The sequence below is a fragment of the Frateuria sp. GZRe12 genome (genome assembly GCF_051900535.1).
GTDB lineage: Bacteria > Pseudomonadota > Gammaproteobacteria > Xanthomonadales > Rhodanobacteraceae > Frateuria_A.
Genome location: NZ_JBHZGI010000001.1, coordinates 166,505 through 182,353, shown reverse-complemented (window position 1 = coordinate 182,353; position 15,849 = coordinate 166,505). Strand labels below are relative to the sequence as shown.

Below are 15,849 nucleotides of genomic sequence, written 5' to 3'. Positions count from 1 at the left end.
GAAGTTTCCTGTTTGAGTTGATCTGTCGCCGGGTGCGTGCACCGCTTCCCTGCGCTTCGTCGATGGCCCGGGCTCAGTGCTGCAGGAAGATCGGGATCTGCGCGTGCTCGAGCACGTAGCGCGTCGCGCAACCTATCGTGTGTTCGCGCAAGCGCGAGTGAGCGAAAGCGCCCATCACGATCAGGTCGGCGCCCACCTGTTCGGCTTTCTTCAGCAGGGCCGCGCCGGCGGTGCGCGCCGGTACGCCTACGCACATCGGGTCCGCTTCGATACCGTGTCGGGCCATGTACACGAAAGGTTCGAAGTGCGGCAGGTAGCACTCGCTTTCCGGGCTGTGCGGACGGCCACCATCGAGCAGCACCACGCGCCGGGCGCCCTGCAGGAAGGGCAAAGCCGCATGGATCGCACGTACGGCCTCGGTGCTGCCATCCCAGGCCACCAGCACGCGCTGGAACGGGGTGTCGCGGTTCCAGTCCGGCGGCAGTATCAGGCTGGGGAGCCTGCAGGTGAGCAACACTTCGCCGAGAAGTTCGGTCAACGCTTCCCCGTCCACGACGTCGCGTTCCAGCACGGCCAGGCTGTGCCAGGCGCCCAGCTCGCGCAGTACGCGGGCAAGTCCGCTGTGGGCGACCACCCACGAGGCGTGCGGCACCCCCCTGGACCGGGCGAAGGCACGGAATCCATCGGCCGCTTCGAAATCCTGCACGGGGGTATCCAGCAGCAGGCCGAGCACGGAAGGTTCGCTTTCGGAGCCGCGCAGCATCCGCAACGACTCGTCCACGAAACAGCCCGTGAGCAGGCTCTGCCAGCGCGCGGCCAGCGCCGTTGCCACCTGCACGGCGGAATTCCAGGGCGCCGTGGAGGTAGCTATCGCCACGATGTCGGAGGGCTTGTTCACCACCGGCAATGAGGGCACGGCCGTGCCTTCGGAAATACGGTTCGGGGTGGGGACTACCGCGTTCATGGTGCGCTCCTCACAGGGCCAGCGTATGGATGACCTGCGCGGGATCGCCCGGATCCAGCGAACGCTTGAATCCCAGGTAAGAGGCGAGCTCCTGCATGGGCTGGTTGTCGGCCGAGTCGACCGAGTACATCTGTTTGAACCCATGCTGGCGGGCCATGTCGATGAGGTGGCGCATCAGCACCACGGCCAGGCCGCGATGGCGCCAGTGATCGGCCACGGTGACCGCGCATTCGCAGCGCGTCTGGTCGCCGTTGGTGCTGTAGCGGCTGACGCCGACCTCGCGCAGTTCGCCGTCCTCGTGCGCCAGCGCGACGAAGGCCATGCGCTTGTCGTAGTCGACGTCCATCAACTGGTCGACCAGTTCCTCGCTGGCTTCGCGGAAACTGCACATGAAGCGCATGCGCTTGGCATCCGGGGACATGGCGCGCAGGAAGTCCTCTTCCCGCTCGCGGTCTTCCGGCCGCAGCGGGCGGATCAGCACCACGGTGCCGTCGCGCAGATGGTCGATCCAGTGCGTTCCCTCCAGCAGCACGGGTCCGCTGGCGTTGGAGGTCGGGGTGATTCCGGTGGGTAGCGTGGCCATGGACGAACCTCGTCGCGTGTGATGCCCCTGGGCACTCATTGGGGCATGCCGGATGCGGTGCCGGATTGATCCGCATCAATTCGCGGTGCGTTCGGCACCGACGGGCCGCCCCGTCCCTTTGCAGGGAACTCAACGGCAGACCAGCACCGGCAGCTGGCTGCGCACGAGCACCTTCTGCGTTTCGCTGCCCAGCAACAGCTTGGTGAAGCCGTGCCAGCCATGCGAGCCCATCACGATCAGGTCGCACTCGCGCTTCTTCGCGATGTCGAGGATCGCGTCGCAGGGATGCTTGTCGAACACGTAGTCGCTGTCGCAGGGCACGCCGGCGCGCATGGCCTTGTCGCGCACTTCGCCGAGATAGCGTTCGGCCCAGCGCACCGACTCCTCGGTGTAGCTGGTCTCGCTTTCGGGAATGATCTGCGTCATGTAGGAAAGCGCCTGGAACGGCAGGATCACGTGCAGCGCATACACGCTCGCCTTGAGCGCCCGGGCCAGGTCAAGGCCCATGTCCACCGCCCGCTTGGACACTTCCGAACCGTCGGTCGGCAACAGGATGTGCTTGTACATGCGCTTCTCCTTCGGCGGCGGCAGCCGCGGCTATGGGCGGTGACTGCGGAGCAGGCTAGGCGGTCGGCGTCGGCGCGACTTGATTTCGGTCAACGCGGGAGCGGTTCGGGCTAAGCGTCGCCGTCGCAACTTCTCAGGTCCGCGAGAACGTCGGTAGGCCCGCGCCTGCCCGGCCGGCTGCGATCCGCCGGCCGGCAACCCGCGCGCGGTTGATCCTGATCAAGCGCGACACCTGCGGCCCGCCCGAGGATGGCGCCATGCCGGAGGAACGCCCATGTACGAAATGATCATCGACGTCGACCAGATGCGCGAGGATCTGCCCGCCATCCGGCTCGGCCTGGCCGTCGCGCGGCAGCAGCAGGCGTTCGTGGCGGGCGTCCATATCGTCACGCAGATGCCCTCGGTAACGGCGATCCCCGATGCGCTGGCGATCCTGGAAGCGGAGGAGGAATCGGCGCGCCGACGCGCGCCCTGGTGGCAGGAGCTGTGCCGGCGCGCGAACGTCGAAGGCAGCTGGGAGGTCTTCCGGGGTCTGTACGTGCCCGTGCTTGCCACCCGCTCGCGGATGGCCGACCTGCTCGTGTGCAGCGCACCGGCGGGCAACCGGGATCTGCCGGTCGGCTGGGACAACGTCACGCGCACCCTGTTTGCCGGCGGCGTGCCGATGCTGCTGGCGCCCGATGACTATGAAGTACGCGGCGCCCCCGAGCGCGTGCTGGTGGCGTGGAACGGGTCGGGCGAATCGACCGAGGCGATCCGTGCCGCGTTGCCGCTGCTGCGCAAGGCGTCGGAGGTTCACCTGCTCGATGGGTGGCACGAGACTTTGCCCGGCTTCGGTCCGCCCACCCTCGCCGTGGGCGAATGGCTGGCGCGCCAGGGCGTGACGGTGCAGCAGCGGTGCCCGTTCCACCCCGTCGAGGACGCCGGTGTACACCTGCTGCGCGAAGCCGAAGCGATGCGCGCGGACCTCTTGGTCATGGGCGCGTGGGGGCGCTCCCGGATCAGCGAACTGGTGCTCGGCGGCACCACCCATCACGTGCTCTCGCACGCACGGCTGCCGTTGCTGCTCGCGCACTGAGCGCCGGTCATTCACCCCATCCACGCGGAGGCGGAGCCATGTTCACCGACGACCCAGCGCGAGTCCCGGAGCCTGCCATGCCCATGCCGCTGTCCGACGAGCTGCTCGGCCGTATGGACGCCTATTGGCGCGCGGCCAACTACCTCACGGTCGGCCAGATCTACCTGCAGGACAACCCGCTGCTGGAGGTGCCGCTGGAACGCAGGCACATCAAGCCGCGCCTGCTCGGCCACTGGGGCACCACCACCGGGCTCAACTTCATCTACGTGCACCTCAACCGGCTGATCAAGGCGCACGACCTGTCCATGATCTACGTGATCGGCCCGGGGCACGGCGGTCCCGGGCTGGTTGCGCAGTCGTACCTGGAAGGCACTTACACCGAGACGTACCCGGATATCGAGCGCGACAGCAACGGCATGCGCCGGCTGTTCCGCCAGTTCTCCTGGCCCTACGGCGTGCCCAGCCACGTGGCGCCGGAAACACCGGGCTCGATCCACGAAGGCGGCGAGCTCGGCTACTCGCTGGCGCGTGCCTACGGCGCCGCGTTCGACAACCCCGACCTGATCGTCGCGTGCATCGTGGGCGACGGCGAGGCCGAGACCGGCGCGCTGGCGACGAGCTGGCACTCGAACAAATTCCTCGACCCGGTGCGCGACGGCGCAGTGCTGCCGATCCTGCATCTGAACGGCTACAAGATCGCCAACCCAACGCTGCTGGCGCGCATCACCCCCGAGGAACTGGACGCGCTGTTCCGCGGTTACGGCTACGAGCCGCTGCTGGTCGAGGGCGACGATCCGGCCACGGTGCATCAGCAGCTCGCCGCCGCGTTGGACCGCGCGCTCGCGCGCATCGTCGAGGTCCAGCGCAACGCCCGGGCGGCCACCGACGGCCACCCACCGGAACGGCCGCGCTGGCCGATGATCGTGTTCCGCACGCCCAAGGGCTGGACCGGGCCGAAAGTGGTCGACGGCTTGCCGGTGGAGGGCACCTGGCGCGCGCACCAGGTGCCGCTGAAGGACTTCGACAAGCCCGGGCACGTGAAGCTGCTCGAGGACTGGTTGCTGAGCTACCGGCCGCGCGAGCTGTTCGATGCCGAGGGCCGCCTCAAGCCCGAACTGGCCGAACTCGCGCCGACCGGGCGCCGGCGCATGGGCGCCAATCCACACGCCAACGGCGGCACGCTGCTGCAACCGCTCACCCTGCCCCCGTTCCGCGACCACGCCGTCGCCGTTTCGTCACCGGGCGCGGTGGAAATGGAATCCACGCGCGCGCTTGGCCGCTACCTGCGCGACGTGATGCGACTGAACGCGGACGCACGCAACTTCCGCCTGTTCGGTCCGGACGAGACCGCCTCCAACCGGCTGCAGGACGTGTTCGAGGCCACCTCCAAGACCTGGATGGCGGCGATCGAACCGGTGGACGTGAACCTCGCGCCGGAGGGGCGCGTGATGGAGGTGCTGAGCGAGCACCTGTGCCAGGGCTGGCTGGAGGGCTACCTGCTGACCGGCCGGCACGGGCTGTTCTCCTGCTACGAAGCGTTCATCCACATCATCGATTCGATGTTCAACCAGCATGCCAAGTGGCTCAAGACCACGCGTCAGATTCCCTGGCGTGCCCCGATCGCGTCGCTGAACTACCTGCTCAGCTCGCACGTGTGGCGGCAGGACCACAACGGCTTCTCGCACCAGGACCCGGGCTTCCTCGACCACGTCGCCAACAAGAAGGCGGACGTGGTGCGCATCTATCTGCCGCCGGATGCCAATTGCCTGTTGTCGGTAGCCGACCATTGCCTGCGCAGCCGCAACTACGTGAACGTGATCGTGGCCGGCAAACAGCCGGCTCCGCAATGGCTGGACATCGACGCGGCGGCCCGCCACTGCAGCGTCGGCGCGGGCATCTGGGCATGGGCCGGCAACGCGGGCGACGCCGAGCCGGACGTGGTGATGGCCTGTGCCGGTGACGTGCCCACGCTGGAAACGCTCGCCGCCGTCACGCTGTTGCGCGAGTACGCGCCGGACCTGCGCGTGCGCGTGGTCAACGTGGTCGACCTGATGGTGCTGCAGCCGCCGGGCGAGCACCCGCACGCGCTGAGCGACCACGACTTCGATGCGCTGTTCACCCGCGACAAGCCGGTGATCTTCGCCTTCCACGGCTACCCCGGCCTGATCCATCGCCTGGCCTACCGCCGCCACAACCACGACAACCTGCACGTGCGCGGCTACAAGGAAGAAGGCACCACCACCACGCCGTTCGACATGACGGTGATGAACAACCTGGACCGTTACCAGCTTGCACTGGACGCGATCCTTCGAGTGCCGCGGCTGGCGCACCTCGCCTCGGACGCGACCGACCGCTACTGGACCACGATGGAACGCCACCGCCTGTACATCAGCGAGCACGGCGAGGACCTGCCGGAAGTGGCCACGTGGCAATGGACGCCCGGGACGCAATCGACGTGAACCCTGGCGGCTTCCACGTACTGGCGCTCAACTGCGGCTCGTCCTCGCTGAAGTTCGGGCTGTTCGCGGCGCGCGGGTGCGAGATGCATCCGCGCGTCACCGGCGAGGCGCAGGCGATCGGCAGCTCGGCGGGCCTGCTGCGCGTGCGCGACGGCCGCGGCGGCACCACCCTGCACGAGGAGACCGTCGCGATCGCCGACAGCGTGCAGGCCTTCACGCGCATCGCCCGGTTGCTGGCGGGCCTGGACGTGCCGGCGCCCGATGCTGTCGGCCACCGGATCGTGCACGGGGGGCCGCAGTTGCGCACGCACGCACGCATCGATGCGGCGGCGATGGCGCAGCTGGAAGCGGCCAGCATCTTCGCGCCGCTGCACGTGCCGGCGGCGTTGTCGGTGGTCCGCGCCGCGCAGGTGCGCTATCCGTCGCTGCCGCAGGTGGCCTGCCTCGACACCGCGTTTCATGCCGGCCTTCCGGAAGCGGCACGCACCCTGCCCATCGACCGCGCGCTGCAGGCCGATGGCGTGCAGCGCTACGGCTTCCACGGGCTGTCTTGTGCCTCGGTCCTGGCGCAATGGCCGGAGGCGCCGCCGCGGCTGGTGATCGCCCACCTGGGCAGCGGCGCCAGCGTCACCGCGGTACGTGATGGCCGCTCCGTCGACACCAGCATGGGCATGACGCCCAACGGCGGCGTGGTGATGGCCACGCGCAGCGGCGACCTGGACCCGGGCGTGCTGGCCTGGCTGGTCCGCGAGAAAGGCATGGACGCGCGCGGCCTCGAACGGCTGGTCGACCACCGCTCCGGCCTGCTCGGCGTGTCCGGGATCAGCGGCGACCTGCGCCGGCTGCGCCAGCTCGAACGCAAGGACCCGGCCGCGAAGCTGGCCCTCGAGATGTTCGTGCTCTCGGTGCGCAAGCAGATCGCCGCGATGGCGGCGGTGCTGCATGGCATCGACGCACTGGTGTTCACCGGCGGGATCGGCGAACACGACGCGCAGGCGCGTGCCGATATCTGCGAGGGGCTGGGGTGGACGGGAATCCGCCTGGACGAATCACGCAACCGCGGCGGCGCGCTGCGCATCGGCACGCGCGACGCCGCTTGCGAGGTGCGCGTCATGCCCTCGGAAGAGGAGCGCCAGATCTGCCGCCACGTGCACGTGCTGCTGGCCGGCGCAGGCGATCAGCGCGAGGACAGCGCCTCGCCGCTACCGCAACCACCCAGCAATTTCGACGCCTGCAACCAAGCCTGATCGGGGTAGTAGGCAAAGACCACCGAGTGGTCGGCGATCGCGTCGATCAACTTGTGCGCCACGCCTGCACGCACTGCCGGACAGCCCCAGCTGCGGCCCAGCCTGCCTTGGCTGCGCGCGAAGGCCTGGTTCACGTAGCTGGCGCCATGGATCACGATCGCGCGCTCTTCGGCGCGGTCGTTAAAGCGTCCGTCGATGCCCTTGAGCCGCAGCGAATAACCGTTGTGCCCGGTGTAGGTGCCATCGGTGACGAAGGTGCCCAGGCTCGACATCAGGCTGCCCGGCTGGTTGGAAAAACGGGTGGCCAGGTTGTCGCCGCTGTTGCGGCCGTGCGCGACCCATTCGTGGAACAGCAGGCGCGGCTGCTGGCCGAGTTCGAACACCCACAACCGGGGCGTGGTGGAGGGCAGCGAATAGTCGATCACGCTGAGCGTGTTCGTCGGCATGGTCCGCTGCACGCAAGTCAGCGCCTGCGACGCCAGCGCCAGCACCTTGGGATTGGCCTTGGGGGCCGCCTGGCTCAGGGCCTGGGCCAGGACGTCGGCGGTGGTGGGAGACGCGCCGGCCGCCAGGGGGGCGAGCAGCAGCGCGGCGACGGCAAGGCGTCGGAGAAAAGCGGTGAGCATGGACGGCACGGCTTAGCAAAAAAAACAAGCTTGCCGCGCTCCGCCTTAACAAAGTGCTAGGGGTGTCCGGGCGCTTTCCGGGGAACCGCTTCCCGCGCCTCCAGCAGCGTGCCATAGGGCACCGGCTGGCCGCCCCGCGCCGGGAGATCCATGACCAGCACCGTGGTCCCGACCGCGATGCGCGCACGCAGCTGTGCGCCAAACGCGTCGGGGACGCTGAGTTCATCGGCCAGCGCGCGGGGCGCGGTAGCCGGCCCCTGGCCGAGCACACGGTAGGCCGACCACAGTCCGCCGTCACCTTCGGCGGCGCTCGCGGAAGCTCCGGCGCGCCTGACATAGAGCAGCATGCCGCCCACGGAGAAACCTTCCGGCACCTCCAGCGGCGTGCTCGCGATCAGCCTTCCCGACTGCAGCACGTAGAGCGCCCGGTCGTGCGTGCTTGCCACGACGCTGACCGGTCCGCCGTCATCGGGCGGCCAGAGCGAGCCTTCCCCGTCTGGCCGCGCCGCGCCCTCCAGCCCGAGCGGGGCGATGGCCGCGGGGTGGTTGATCTCCGGCGGCGCCACGCGCTGGTCGGTCACGACCACCACGGTTCCACGCGGGCTGATTTCGAAAAGGCGCTCGGCGAAGCTCTCCGGCAGGCGGATGCACCCGTGCGAGGCGGGATGCCCTGGCAGCGTGCCGGCGTGAAGCGCCAGCCCGTCCCAGGTCAGGCGCTGCATGTAGGGCATCGGCGCGTTGTCGTACAGGTTGGAATGATGGACGCGTTCCTTCTGCAGGATCGTGTAGACACCGGTCGGGGTCTCGTAGCCGCTGCGTCCGGAGCTGATGCGGCTTGCGCCGATCGCCACGCCGTTGCGGTAGACGTAGATGCGCTGTTCGTCGAGGCTGACCAGCATCACCATCGGACCCACCGGGGCAAGCTCGGGGCGCCAGAACGGCTTGTCCCCGACACGGCCCGCAGCCGGCCACGCCAGGAGCGCCACGACGCCCCACAGGAACATGAGCAGGCCGCGGCGAACCGGTGCGCGGCGCCGCCACGTCGCTCGCTCGAGCTCGTCGAAACGTTCCACAGGCATCTCGCGTTGGGCCGGACTCATCCTCGTCAATGGAGGTCAGGTCCGGTTGACCAGGATCAACAGGGGACCGCACCAGTCGCCGCGGGTTCAGCCCGTCCGGCATCCAGGTGGACGGTTCAGCCGTGCCTGTCCGCATCCGGCGGCCGGGCGACCGGCAGCCGCCAGCCATAACGGATGGCCATAAAGCGCAGCCCGAAACACAGGCCGGCACCGGTCAGCGTGGTCGCCGTGGGCGGCATGTGCAGCAGGTCGCCCAACACCACCACGCCAGCGCCCGCCAGCGCGGCAACCGCGTAGAGCTCGGCACGCAACACCGCGGGGATGTCCGACACCAGCACGTCGCGCAGCATGCCGCCGCCGATGCCGGTGAGCATGCCCAGCAGGGCGGCCATGCCCGGTGGAAGATCGTAGGCGAGCGCCTTCTGCGCCCCCGCCACCGCGAACAAGGCGAGCCCGGCCGCGTCCGACAGCTGCATCGGGTTGCGCATGCGCTCGATGTCGGCGTAACGGTAGAAGGTCAGCAGGCCGGCCAGCAGCGATACGCCCAGGTAGCGCCAGTCCTCGATGGCCGCCGGCGGCGTGGCGCCGATCAGCAGGTCGCGGGTGATGCCGCCGGCGCTACTCGCGGCGAACGAGAGCACCAGTACGCCGAACAGGTCCAGCCCGCGCCGCACGGCGACCAGCGCGCCGCTGAGCGCGAACACGAACGTGCCGAACAGGTCCAGGACCAGAAGCAGCGTGTGGAGCGCCCGCGTCGTGTCGATCATCTGCTGTCGTGCCTCGGTGCCATGCGCGGTGCAGCTTAAAGCAGGCAGACAGGACCGTCCTCCCTCGACGTTGCGCACGGCCGAAGCGGACACGAGCGCGTCGGCCCGCATTTCCGGTTCCTACACATGAACCGCCGGATGCTTCGATCTCGTTCCGACCGAGGAGGTCACCATGAAGACGTTCGCGCACCATCCGCTGACCGGACTGCTCGCTGCCCTGACCCTCGCACTGGCGAGCGGGGGCGTGGCCCTGGCCCAGAACACCATGCCGACCGACAGTGCCCACGATCCGGACACCATGGGCAGCATGCACGGCGGGCACGACCAGATGAAGAGCATGCACATGAACATGATGGGCATGCATGCGATGCCCGCGACGGTCAGTTCGGTGGACAAACAGACCGGCCTGGTGGACGTCAATGCCGAGGGCATGTCGCTCAAGGTGCATTTCCCGCCCGCGGCTGTGGCGAACCTCGCCGTCGGCGACAAGATCACGGTGCACATGGGTTACACCAAGCCGTAAGACCGCATGGAGCATCCTCCAGGGTTGAGGGGGTGCAATCGTGTCGGTACGCTGGCGGCATGTCCCCGTCGCTACGCCTGATTGCACGTTCCCGTGGCTTTCGCGCCCTGGGCCTGCTGGCGTGGCTGATGCTGGTGCTGAGCTCGCTCGGCACCGCGTCCCTGGGTATCGCGCACGCACACGCGGCGCCGGCTTCGCACGCGGGTGCGATGGCCGCCGCGCCCACGCATCCGGGCATGGCGCACATGCTGTCGCAGGATGACTGCCACCACGCGCACGACCACTGCTGCGGCGACGCCCTCGGGCACGCCTGCGGTTGCGCCGGCCTGTGCGCCAGCGCCGTGCCGCCGATGCCCGGCGTGATCACCGCCCTGCCCGCCACGCTGGCCTACGCTCCACCCTTGCGGGTGCGCGCACCTTCGACGCCGTGGGCGCCGCCGCTGCGTCCACCGTTGGCCTGACTCTCCGTCGTCCCTGACTTGCGCGGCCGCAACGCCTGTTGCGGTCGGCACCGTGATGTGTCGCGCCGGCGTTGCCGGCGCCTCTGGAGAGTTTCCATGAAGTGGTTTCCCCCCTCCCCCGCGGCCGACTTGTCGCGTCGGCGTTTTGTCCAGGGCGTGGCCGTGGGCGGTGCGGTCGCCGGCCTGGGTCTGCTGCGCCCGTCCAGCGCCCGGGCCCTGACCAGCCCCGGCCAGCCCAGCGTGCTCCGTGGCACCGATTTCCACCTGGAGGTTGCCGAAACGCCGGTCAACTACACCGGCGTGGTGCGTCCGGCCACCACCGTCAATGGCAGCGTGCCCGGCCCGACCCTGCACTGGAAGGAAGGCACCACCGTCACCCTGCGCGTGACCAACCGTCTGCGTAGTCCCACCTCGATCCACTGGCACGGCATCCTGCTGCCCTTCCAGATGGACGGCGTGCCCGGCCTGGCCTTCGACGGCATCGCGCCGGGAGAGACCTTCGTCTACCGCTTCGAGGTGCGTCAGTCGGGCACCTACTGGTACCACTCGCACTCGGGCTTCCAGGAACAGACCGGATTGTTCGGGCCGCTGGTGATAGAACCGGCCGGGCCGGAGCGCTACCCCACCGACCGCGACTACGTGGTCATGCTCAACGACTGGACCGACGAGGATCCCGAACGCATCTTCGCCCGGCTCAAGAAGCGCAGCGACTACTACAACTTCCGCCAGCCCACCGTGCCGGACTTCTTCCGCGACGCGCGGGAACACGGAGTGGGCCAGGCGCTGGCCATGCGCCGGATGTGGAACCGGATGCGCATGAACCCGACCGACCTGTCCGATGTCGGCGGCTACACCTATACCTACCTGATGAACGGCGCGGTGCCGGCCGCCAACTGGACGGGACTCTTCAGGCCCGGCGAGAAGATTCGCCTGCGCTTCATCAACGGCTCGTCCTCGACGATCTTCGACGTCCGCATCCCGGGTCTGAAGATGACGGTGATCTCCGCTGACGGGCAGGACATCCACCCTGTGCCGGTGGACGAGTTCCGGATTTCGGTGGCAGAGACCTACGACGTGATCGTCGAGCCGCAGGACGAGCGCGCCTACACCGTGTTCGCCCAGTCGATCGACCGCACCGGCTACGCCCGCGGCACGCTGGCGCCGCGCCTCGGAATGGAAGCCGAGGTGCCCGCCATGGACCCGCGCATGTGGCTGACCATGCGGGACATGATGGGTGGCATGCCGATGGAAGCCGCGCACGACCATCATGGCACGACGCATGCGCCTGGCATGGCCATGTCCCAGTCACCTGAGGTCCATCACGCGCGCACCGAATACGGTGCCGGCGTCGACATGCGCGTGGACGCGCCGCGCACCAACCTGGACGATCCAGGCGTCGGCCTGCGCGACAACGGCCGCCGGGTGCTGACCTACGCCGACCTGCGTTCGCTGGATGGTCCGATCGACCCGCGCGAACCAGAGCGCGAAATCGAGCTGCACCTGACCGGCAACATGGAACGCTTCATGTGGTCGTTCGACGGCCTGGAGTTCTCGCAGGCCAAGCCGATGCACTTCAACTTCGGCGAGCGCCTGCGCATCGTGCTGGTCAACGACACCATGATGAATCACCCGATCCACCTGCACGGCATGTTCAGTGAACTGGAGGATCCGGACGGGCGATTCCTGGCCCGCAAACACACCATCAACGTCCAGCCGGCGCAGCGGGTTTCCTATCGCGTCAGCGCCGACGCCCCCGGCCGCTGGGCCTACCACTGCCACCTGATGTACCACATGGAAGCGGGCATGTTCCGCGAGGTGGTGGTGTCATGAGTCGCCGCATCCTTTCCTTGCGCGCACTCGCGCTGGCGCTCGTCGGCGCCCTGCTGCCGCTGGCGCCGGTCACGGCGTTAGCCCAGGAAGCCCCGGCCGCCGCCGGCAGCACGGCAGGCGCGAACCCGGGCCTCGCTTCGCCCGCGCCGGCGACTACCACCAACTCGCCGGCCAGCCCGACCGTGGCGCCTCCGTCGCGGGCGGGCGCAACGAAGCCATCCGGGAACATGGATGACAGCTCGATGGAAGGCATGGATCACGGCTCGATGGAGGGCATGGATCACGGCTCGATGAAAGGCATGGGTCATGGCTCGAGACAGTCGTTGGACCACGGTTCCATGCATGGCGGCAGCCCGCCGCCCGACGGCCGCAGCCCGGACTACTCCGACGGCATCGCCTACGGCCCCATCCACGGCATGGGCATGGCGATGGAAGGCAACGCCCGCTACGGCATGCTGCTGGTCGATCAGCTGGAAGCGTTCCACGGCCGCGACGGCAACGGCCAGCAGTGGGACATCGAGGGATGGTACGGCAACGATTACGACAAGCTGTGGTTGCGTACCGAGGGCGAGCGGCGCAGTGGCCGGCTGGAGGACGCCAGTGGGGAGGTGCTGTGGAGCCACGCGGTGGCGGCCTTCTGGAACACACAGCTCGGTCTGCGCACCGATGCCGGCGAAGGACCGGACCGCTCATGGGCCGCCTTCGGCCTGCAGGGCCTGGCGCCGTACTGGTTCGAACTGGAGGCGACCGGCTATGTGGGTCCGGCCGGTCGAACCGCGGCACGCTTCCGAGCCGAGTACGAACTGATGTTCACCCAGCGGCTGGTCCTGCAGCCGGAATTGGAGGCCAACGTCTACGGCAAGGCCGACCCGGCGCGCGGGCTTGGCCGCGGCCTGACCGACATGTCGCTGGGTTTGCGCCTACGCTATGAATTCCACCGGCAGTTCGCGCCCTACGTGGGCGTCGTCTGGACCCGCCGCTTCGGCGGCACGGCAGACCTGGCCCGCCAGCGCGGGCAAGACCGGCTCGACCGGCAGTGGGTGGCCGGCGTCCGCATCTGGTTCTGAGGAATCGCCATGAAACGAAACATCACGCAGTACGGCATCGGCGCCGCGGTCCTGCTCGCCATCCTGGTCGCCGGCGGCGCGGTTTTCGTCTACTCCGGGCTCTACAACATCGGCGCGGACGACCATCACACGCGCCCCGTGTTCGCGCTCATGCAGGCGCTGCGGGAGCGCTCGATCGCCGCGCGGTCGAAGGACATCGCCGTGCCCGATCTCGAGGACCCGCAACGGATCCTCAAGGGTGCCGGCCAGTACGCCGCGATGTGCACGGACTGCCACCTCAAGCCCGGCATGGAAGACTCGGAGATCCGCCCCGGCCTCTATCCGCAACCGCCCAACCTGTCGCGGGTGCGGGTCGAGCCACAGGCGGCGTTCTGGACCATCAAGCACGGCGTCAAGATGAGCGCGATGCCGGCCTGGGGCACGACGCACGACGACCCGACCATCTGGAGCATGGTCGCCTTCCTGCAGAAGCTGCCCGACATGACGGCGCAGGAATACGAGGCCATGGTCGCCAAGGCTCCGCCGGATGAGGACATGGACATGGGCGAGGAGGACGGCGGCCATCAGCACGGCGACGAAGCCGGGCACGTGCATCACCAGGGCGAGGCCGGCAGCATGGCCGACGATCCGGCAAGCACCTCGTTCGCGCACGCGGACGCAACGGTCTCGCTCGACGGACTCATTCCACGCGCGGCGCCGGATGCGGAAGCCACTGCGCAGGCCTTCCACGGCGCGCTGGAGCACGGCGACCGTGCGGTGGTGCTGGGGATCCTGGCGCCGGAGGCGACCATTACCGAAGCGGGCCAGACCCGGTCGCGCGACGCCTACGCGACGCACCAACTGGACGAAGACCTGGCCTTCATGAAAAAGGCCGAGGTCACGCCGCTCTGGATGGGTTCGGTGTCCATGGGCGGGACGGCCATGGTCGGCAGCGCGATGCGCATCGTCGCCACCGACGCAGGCAAACCTCGGACCTTGCACGGCAAGGAACGGCTCACCCTGAAAAAGCTCGGCTCGGCCTGGAAGATCACCGCCGTGCAGTGGCAGACCACCCCGGAGACCCGACCATGAACACCCGCACCATCTTGCTGCGCCGCCTGTTTTTCGCCCTGGCCCTGGCACTGCCGCTCGCCGCGGCCGCCGCGCCCGTCGCCGAGGTCTACCGCGATCCTTCCTGCGGTTGCTGCAAGGCGTGGATCGCGTACCTGCGCGACCACGGGTACACCGTGGTCGACCATGAGGAAGCCGCCATGGCCTCGCTCAAACAGCGCCTGGGCGTACCGGCCGACGCGGCCTCGTGCCACACGGCGCGGATCGGCGGCTACGTCATCGAAGGCCACGTCCCGGCGGAGGACATCCGCAAGCTGCTCGCCGAGCATCCGCATGCCCGCGGCCTGGCTGCACCAGGCATGCCGATGGGCTCGCCCGGCATGGAGATGGGAACGGCCCAGCGCTATCCGGTGCTGCTGATCGAAACCGATGGCCGCACGCGGGTGTTCGCCATGCACGGTCCGGACGCCTGAACCCGGTGGCCATGCCGGCCTCCGCGTCTCACGGACCTGCCGCCTCGCCTGATCATCCGGCAGCATCACGCCATGCCCCGGGGCCGTCGGCGCCGCTCGGTGGCATCGGTCCGCAGCCGGTCCGGGGCGATGGCAGCGCGCAACGGCGTTCCGTTGGATGATGTGGCTCCGCATCCGACGTGAGCCCGCATGAACCGATCCACCACGACTGGACTGCTCGGCGACACCGCGGCCCGCGACTACGTGGGCAAGCTGCGTCGGTTCAACGCGTTCGCGGCGCCGGAGCTTCGCCAGGCCGTGGCGAGCCTCGCACTGCGGCCAGGCATGCGGGTACTGGATGCCGGTTGCGGTAGCGGAGAGGCAATGGCCTGGTTGTCTTCCGAAGCAGGACCCGACGGCATCGTCGTGGGCATCGACCTGGCACTGGCCCACGCAAGGGCGGCGCGGGCGATCGCGCCACCGGGCGCGTCGGTCGTTCAAGCGAACCTCGCGCAATTGCCGCTGGCGCACGCCAGCGTGGACCTGGTCTGGTCGGTCAACACCCTCAACCACCTGCGCGACCCGGTCGACGCGCTGCAGACCCTGGCCACCCTGCTCCGCCCCGGCGGGCGTGTCGCGCTGGGCCAGAGCTCGCTGCTGCCGGACATGTATTTCGCCTGGGATGCTCGGCTGGAGCGGCTGGTCAACGAAGCGGTGCGCCAGTACTACCGCGACCGGTATCAGGTGAGCGAACGCGAACTGGCCGACGTTCGCGCCCTGGTCGGCCGCCTGCGCCATGCGGGGCTGCGCAACGTTACGGCGCGTACCTTCATGATCGAGCGCGTGGCACCGTTGGACCCGGCGAGCGCGGACTACCTGCTGGAGACGATCTTCAGCGGCACCTGGGGCGAGCGGCTGCAGCCGTACCTGGACGCGGACGACTACACGGCGCTGGTGCGGTTGTGCGATCCGCGACACCCGGACTTCGCGCTGCGCCGACCGGACTTCCATTTCCTGCAGAGCTTCACCCTGGCGGTCGGCGAGGCCTGACGAAAAACTGGCGACCGCGGGGATTGAAGTGAGCGTGACTGCACCC

The 15,849-nt window shown here is 68.8% G+C and carries 16 protein-coding genes; 10 read left to right on the top strand and 6 right to left on the bottom strand.

Annotated elements, in window-relative coordinates:
- Window positions 1-73: 73 nt before the first annotated feature.
- The 3 genes from ACFWZ4_RS00750 to ACFWZ4_RS00740 all read right to left on the bottom strand — a co-directional run bounded on the left by ACFWZ4_RS00750 (window position 74) and on the right by ACFWZ4_RS00740 (window position 2,114).
- Window positions 74-964 carry a universal stress protein gene (locus tag ACFWZ4_RS00750; protein ID WP_439702865.1) on the bottom strand — a complete coding sequence of 297 codons (891 nt, stop codon included), beginning with the start codon at window positions 962-964 and terminating at the stop codon, window positions 74-76.
- A gap of 10 nt (window positions 965-974) precedes the next feature.
- Window positions 975-1,547: a GNAT family N-acetyltransferase gene (locus ACFWZ4_RS00745; protein ID WP_439702864.1), complete on the bottom strand. Its 573-nt coding sequence runs from the start codon at window positions 1,545-1,547 to the stop codon at window positions 975-977.
- A 129-nt stretch (window positions 1,548-1,676) separates the two neighbouring features.
- Complete coding sequence (locus ACFWZ4_RS00740; protein WP_439702863.1) at window positions 1,677-2,114, bottom strand: universal stress protein; 438 nt, start codon at window positions 2,112-2,114, stop codon at window positions 1,677-1,679.
- 274 nt (window positions 2,115-2,388) lie between these two features.
- Here ACFWZ4_RS00740 and ACFWZ4_RS00735 point away from each other — a divergent pair, with 274 nt between their 5' ends.
- The 3 genes from ACFWZ4_RS00735 (at window position 2,389) to ACFWZ4_RS00725 (ending at window position 6,898) form a co-directional block, all read left to right on the top strand.
- Window positions 2,389-3,192 (top strand): universal stress protein, encoded by an 804-nt coding sequence (locus ACFWZ4_RS00735; protein ID WP_439702862.1) that lies wholly within the window; start codon window positions 2,389-2,391, stop codon window positions 3,190-3,192.
- 77 nt (window positions 3,193-3,269) lie between these two features.
- Window positions 3,270-5,651, top strand: coding sequence for a phosphoketolase family protein (locus tag ACFWZ4_RS00730; protein ID WP_439702861.1), 2,382 nt, complete (start codon window positions 3,270-3,272; stop codon window positions 5,649-5,651).
- Window positions 5,624-6,898: an acetate/propionate family kinase gene (locus ACFWZ4_RS00725; protein ID WP_439703753.1), complete on the top strand. Its 1,275-nt coding sequence runs from the start codon at window positions 5,624-5,626 to the stop codon at window positions 6,896-6,898. The genes ACFWZ4_RS00730 and ACFWZ4_RS00725 overlap by 28 nt, the downstream gene beginning before the upstream one ends.
- Here the strand turns inward: ACFWZ4_RS00725 and ACFWZ4_RS00720 are convergent.
- The 3 genes from ACFWZ4_RS00720 to ACFWZ4_RS00710 form a co-directional block, all read right to left on the bottom strand.
- Window positions 6,829-7,524, bottom strand: a complete 696-nt coding sequence (locus tag ACFWZ4_RS00720) for a murein L,D-transpeptidase catalytic domain family protein (RefSeq protein WP_439702860.1) — start codon at window positions 7,522-7,524, stop codon at window positions 6,829-6,831. The two genes, ACFWZ4_RS00725 and ACFWZ4_RS00720, sit on opposite strands and share 70 nt — an antisense overlap.
- A 56-nt stretch (window positions 7,525-7,580) precedes the next feature.
- Window positions 7,581-8,597: a L,D-transpeptidase family protein gene (locus ACFWZ4_RS00715; protein ID WP_439702859.1), complete on the bottom strand. Its 1,017-nt coding sequence runs from the start codon at window positions 8,595-8,597 to the stop codon at window positions 7,581-7,583.
- A gap of 122 nt (window positions 8,598-8,719) precedes the next feature.
- Window positions 8,720-9,370, bottom strand: coding sequence for a trimeric intracellular cation channel family protein (locus ACFWZ4_RS00710; RefSeq protein ID WP_439702858.1), 651 nt, complete (start codon window positions 9,368-9,370; stop codon window positions 8,720-8,722).
- A 172-nt stretch (window positions 9,371-9,542) separates the two neighbouring features.
- Here ACFWZ4_RS00710 and ACFWZ4_RS00705 point away from each other — a divergent pair, with 172 nt between their 5' ends.
- From ACFWZ4_RS00705 to ACFWZ4_RS00675, 7 genes are all read left to right on the top strand, one after another.
- Window positions 9,543-9,893, top strand: a complete 351-nt coding sequence (locus tag ACFWZ4_RS00705) for a hypothetical protein (protein ID WP_439702857.1) — start codon at window positions 9,543-9,545, stop codon at window positions 9,891-9,893.
- A 59-nt stretch (window positions 9,894-9,952) separates the two neighbouring features.
- The gene (locus ACFWZ4_RS00700) at window positions 9,953-10,354 is read left to right on the top strand and encodes a hypothetical protein (RefSeq protein ID WP_439702856.1); all 402 of its coding nucleotides are present in this window, start codon (window positions 9,953-9,955) and stop codon (window positions 10,352-10,354) included.
- Window positions 10,355-10,450: 96 nt separating this feature from the next.
- The gene (locus ACFWZ4_RS00695; protein WP_439702855.1) at window positions 10,451-12,184 is read left to right on the top strand and encodes a copper resistance system multicopper oxidase; all 1,734 of its coding nucleotides are present in this window, start codon (window positions 10,451-10,453) and stop codon (window positions 12,182-12,184) included.
- Entirely contained in the window at window positions 12,181-13,251 is a 1,071-nt protein-coding gene (locus tag ACFWZ4_RS00690; protein WP_439702854.1) for a copper resistance protein B, read from the top strand. The genes ACFWZ4_RS00695 and ACFWZ4_RS00690 overlap by 4 nt, the downstream gene beginning before the upstream one ends.
- A 9-nt stretch (window positions 13,252-13,260) precedes the next feature.
- Window positions 13,261-14,322 (top strand): c-type cytochrome, encoded by a 1,062-nt coding sequence (locus ACFWZ4_RS00685; protein WP_439702853.1) that lies wholly within the window; start codon window positions 13,261-13,263, stop codon window positions 14,320-14,322.
- Complete coding sequence (locus tag ACFWZ4_RS00680) at window positions 14,319-14,774, top strand: DUF411 domain-containing protein (protein WP_439702852.1); 456 nt, start codon at window positions 14,319-14,321, stop codon at window positions 14,772-14,774. Before ACFWZ4_RS00685 ends, ACFWZ4_RS00680 begins: the two co-directional genes overlap by 4 nt.
- 189 nt (window positions 14,775-14,963) lie before the next feature.
- Window positions 14,964-15,803, top strand: coding sequence for a class I SAM-dependent methyltransferase (locus tag ACFWZ4_RS00675; RefSeq protein ID WP_439702850.1), 840 nt, complete (start codon window positions 14,964-14,966; stop codon window positions 15,801-15,803).
- Window positions 15,804-15,849: the final 46 nt, after the last annotated feature.

Bases quoted from the DNA above. Each gene is read 5' to 3' on its own strand.
- ACFWZ4_RS00750 (WP_439702865.1), bottom strand. From the start codon at position 964: ATGAACGCGGTAGTCCCCACCCCGAACCGTATTTCCGAAGGCACGGCC.
- ACFWZ4_RS00745 (WP_439702864.1), bottom strand. From the start codon at position 1,547: ATGGCCACGCTACCCACCGGAATCACCCCGACCTCCAACGCCAGCGGA.
- ACFWZ4_RS00740 (WP_439702863.1), bottom strand. From the start codon at position 2,114: ATGTACAAGCACATCCTGTTGCCGACCGACGGTTCGGAAGTGTCCAAG.
- ACFWZ4_RS00735 (WP_439702862.1), top strand. From the start codon at position 2,389: ATGTACGAAATGATCATCGACGTCGACCAGATGCGCGAGGATCTGCCC.
- ACFWZ4_RS00730 (WP_439702861.1), top strand. From the start codon at position 3,270: ATGCCCATGCCGCTGTCCGACGAGCTGCTCGGCCGTATGGACGCCTAT.
- ACFWZ4_RS00725 (WP_439703753.1), top strand. From the start codon at position 5,624: ATGGACGCCCGGGACGCAATCGACGTGAACCCTGGCGGCTTCCACGTA.
- ACFWZ4_RS00720 (WP_439702860.1), bottom strand. From the start codon at position 7,524: ATGCTCACCGCTTTTCTCCGACGCCTTGCCGTCGCCGCGCTGCTGCTC.
- ACFWZ4_RS00710 (WP_439702858.1), bottom strand. From the start codon at position 9,370: ATGATCGACACGACGCGGGCGCTCCACACGCTGCTTCTGGTCCTGGAC.
- ACFWZ4_RS00705 (WP_439702857.1), top strand. From the start codon at position 9,543: ATGAAGACGTTCGCGCACCATCCGCTGACCGGACTGCTCGCTGCCCTG.
- ACFWZ4_RS00700 (WP_439702856.1), top strand. From the start codon at position 9,953: ATGTCCCCGTCGCTACGCCTGATTGCACGTTCCCGTGGCTTTCGCGCC.
- ACFWZ4_RS00695 (WP_439702855.1), top strand. From the start codon at position 10,451: ATGAAGTGGTTTCCCCCCTCCCCCGCGGCCGACTTGTCGCGTCGGCGT.
- ACFWZ4_RS00690 (WP_439702854.1), top strand. From the start codon at position 12,181: ATGAGTCGCCGCATCCTTTCCTTGCGCGCACTCGCGCTGGCGCTCGTC.
- ACFWZ4_RS00685 (WP_439702853.1), top strand. From the start codon at position 13,261: ATGAAACGAAACATCACGCAGTACGGCATCGGCGCCGCGGTCCTGCTC.
- ACFWZ4_RS00680 (WP_439702852.1), top strand. From the start codon at position 14,319: ATGAACACCCGCACCATCTTGCTGCGCCGCCTGTTTTTCGCCCTGGCC.
- ACFWZ4_RS00675 (WP_439702850.1), top strand. From the start codon at position 14,964: ATGAACCGATCCACCACGACTGGACTGCTCGGCGACACCGCGGCCCGC.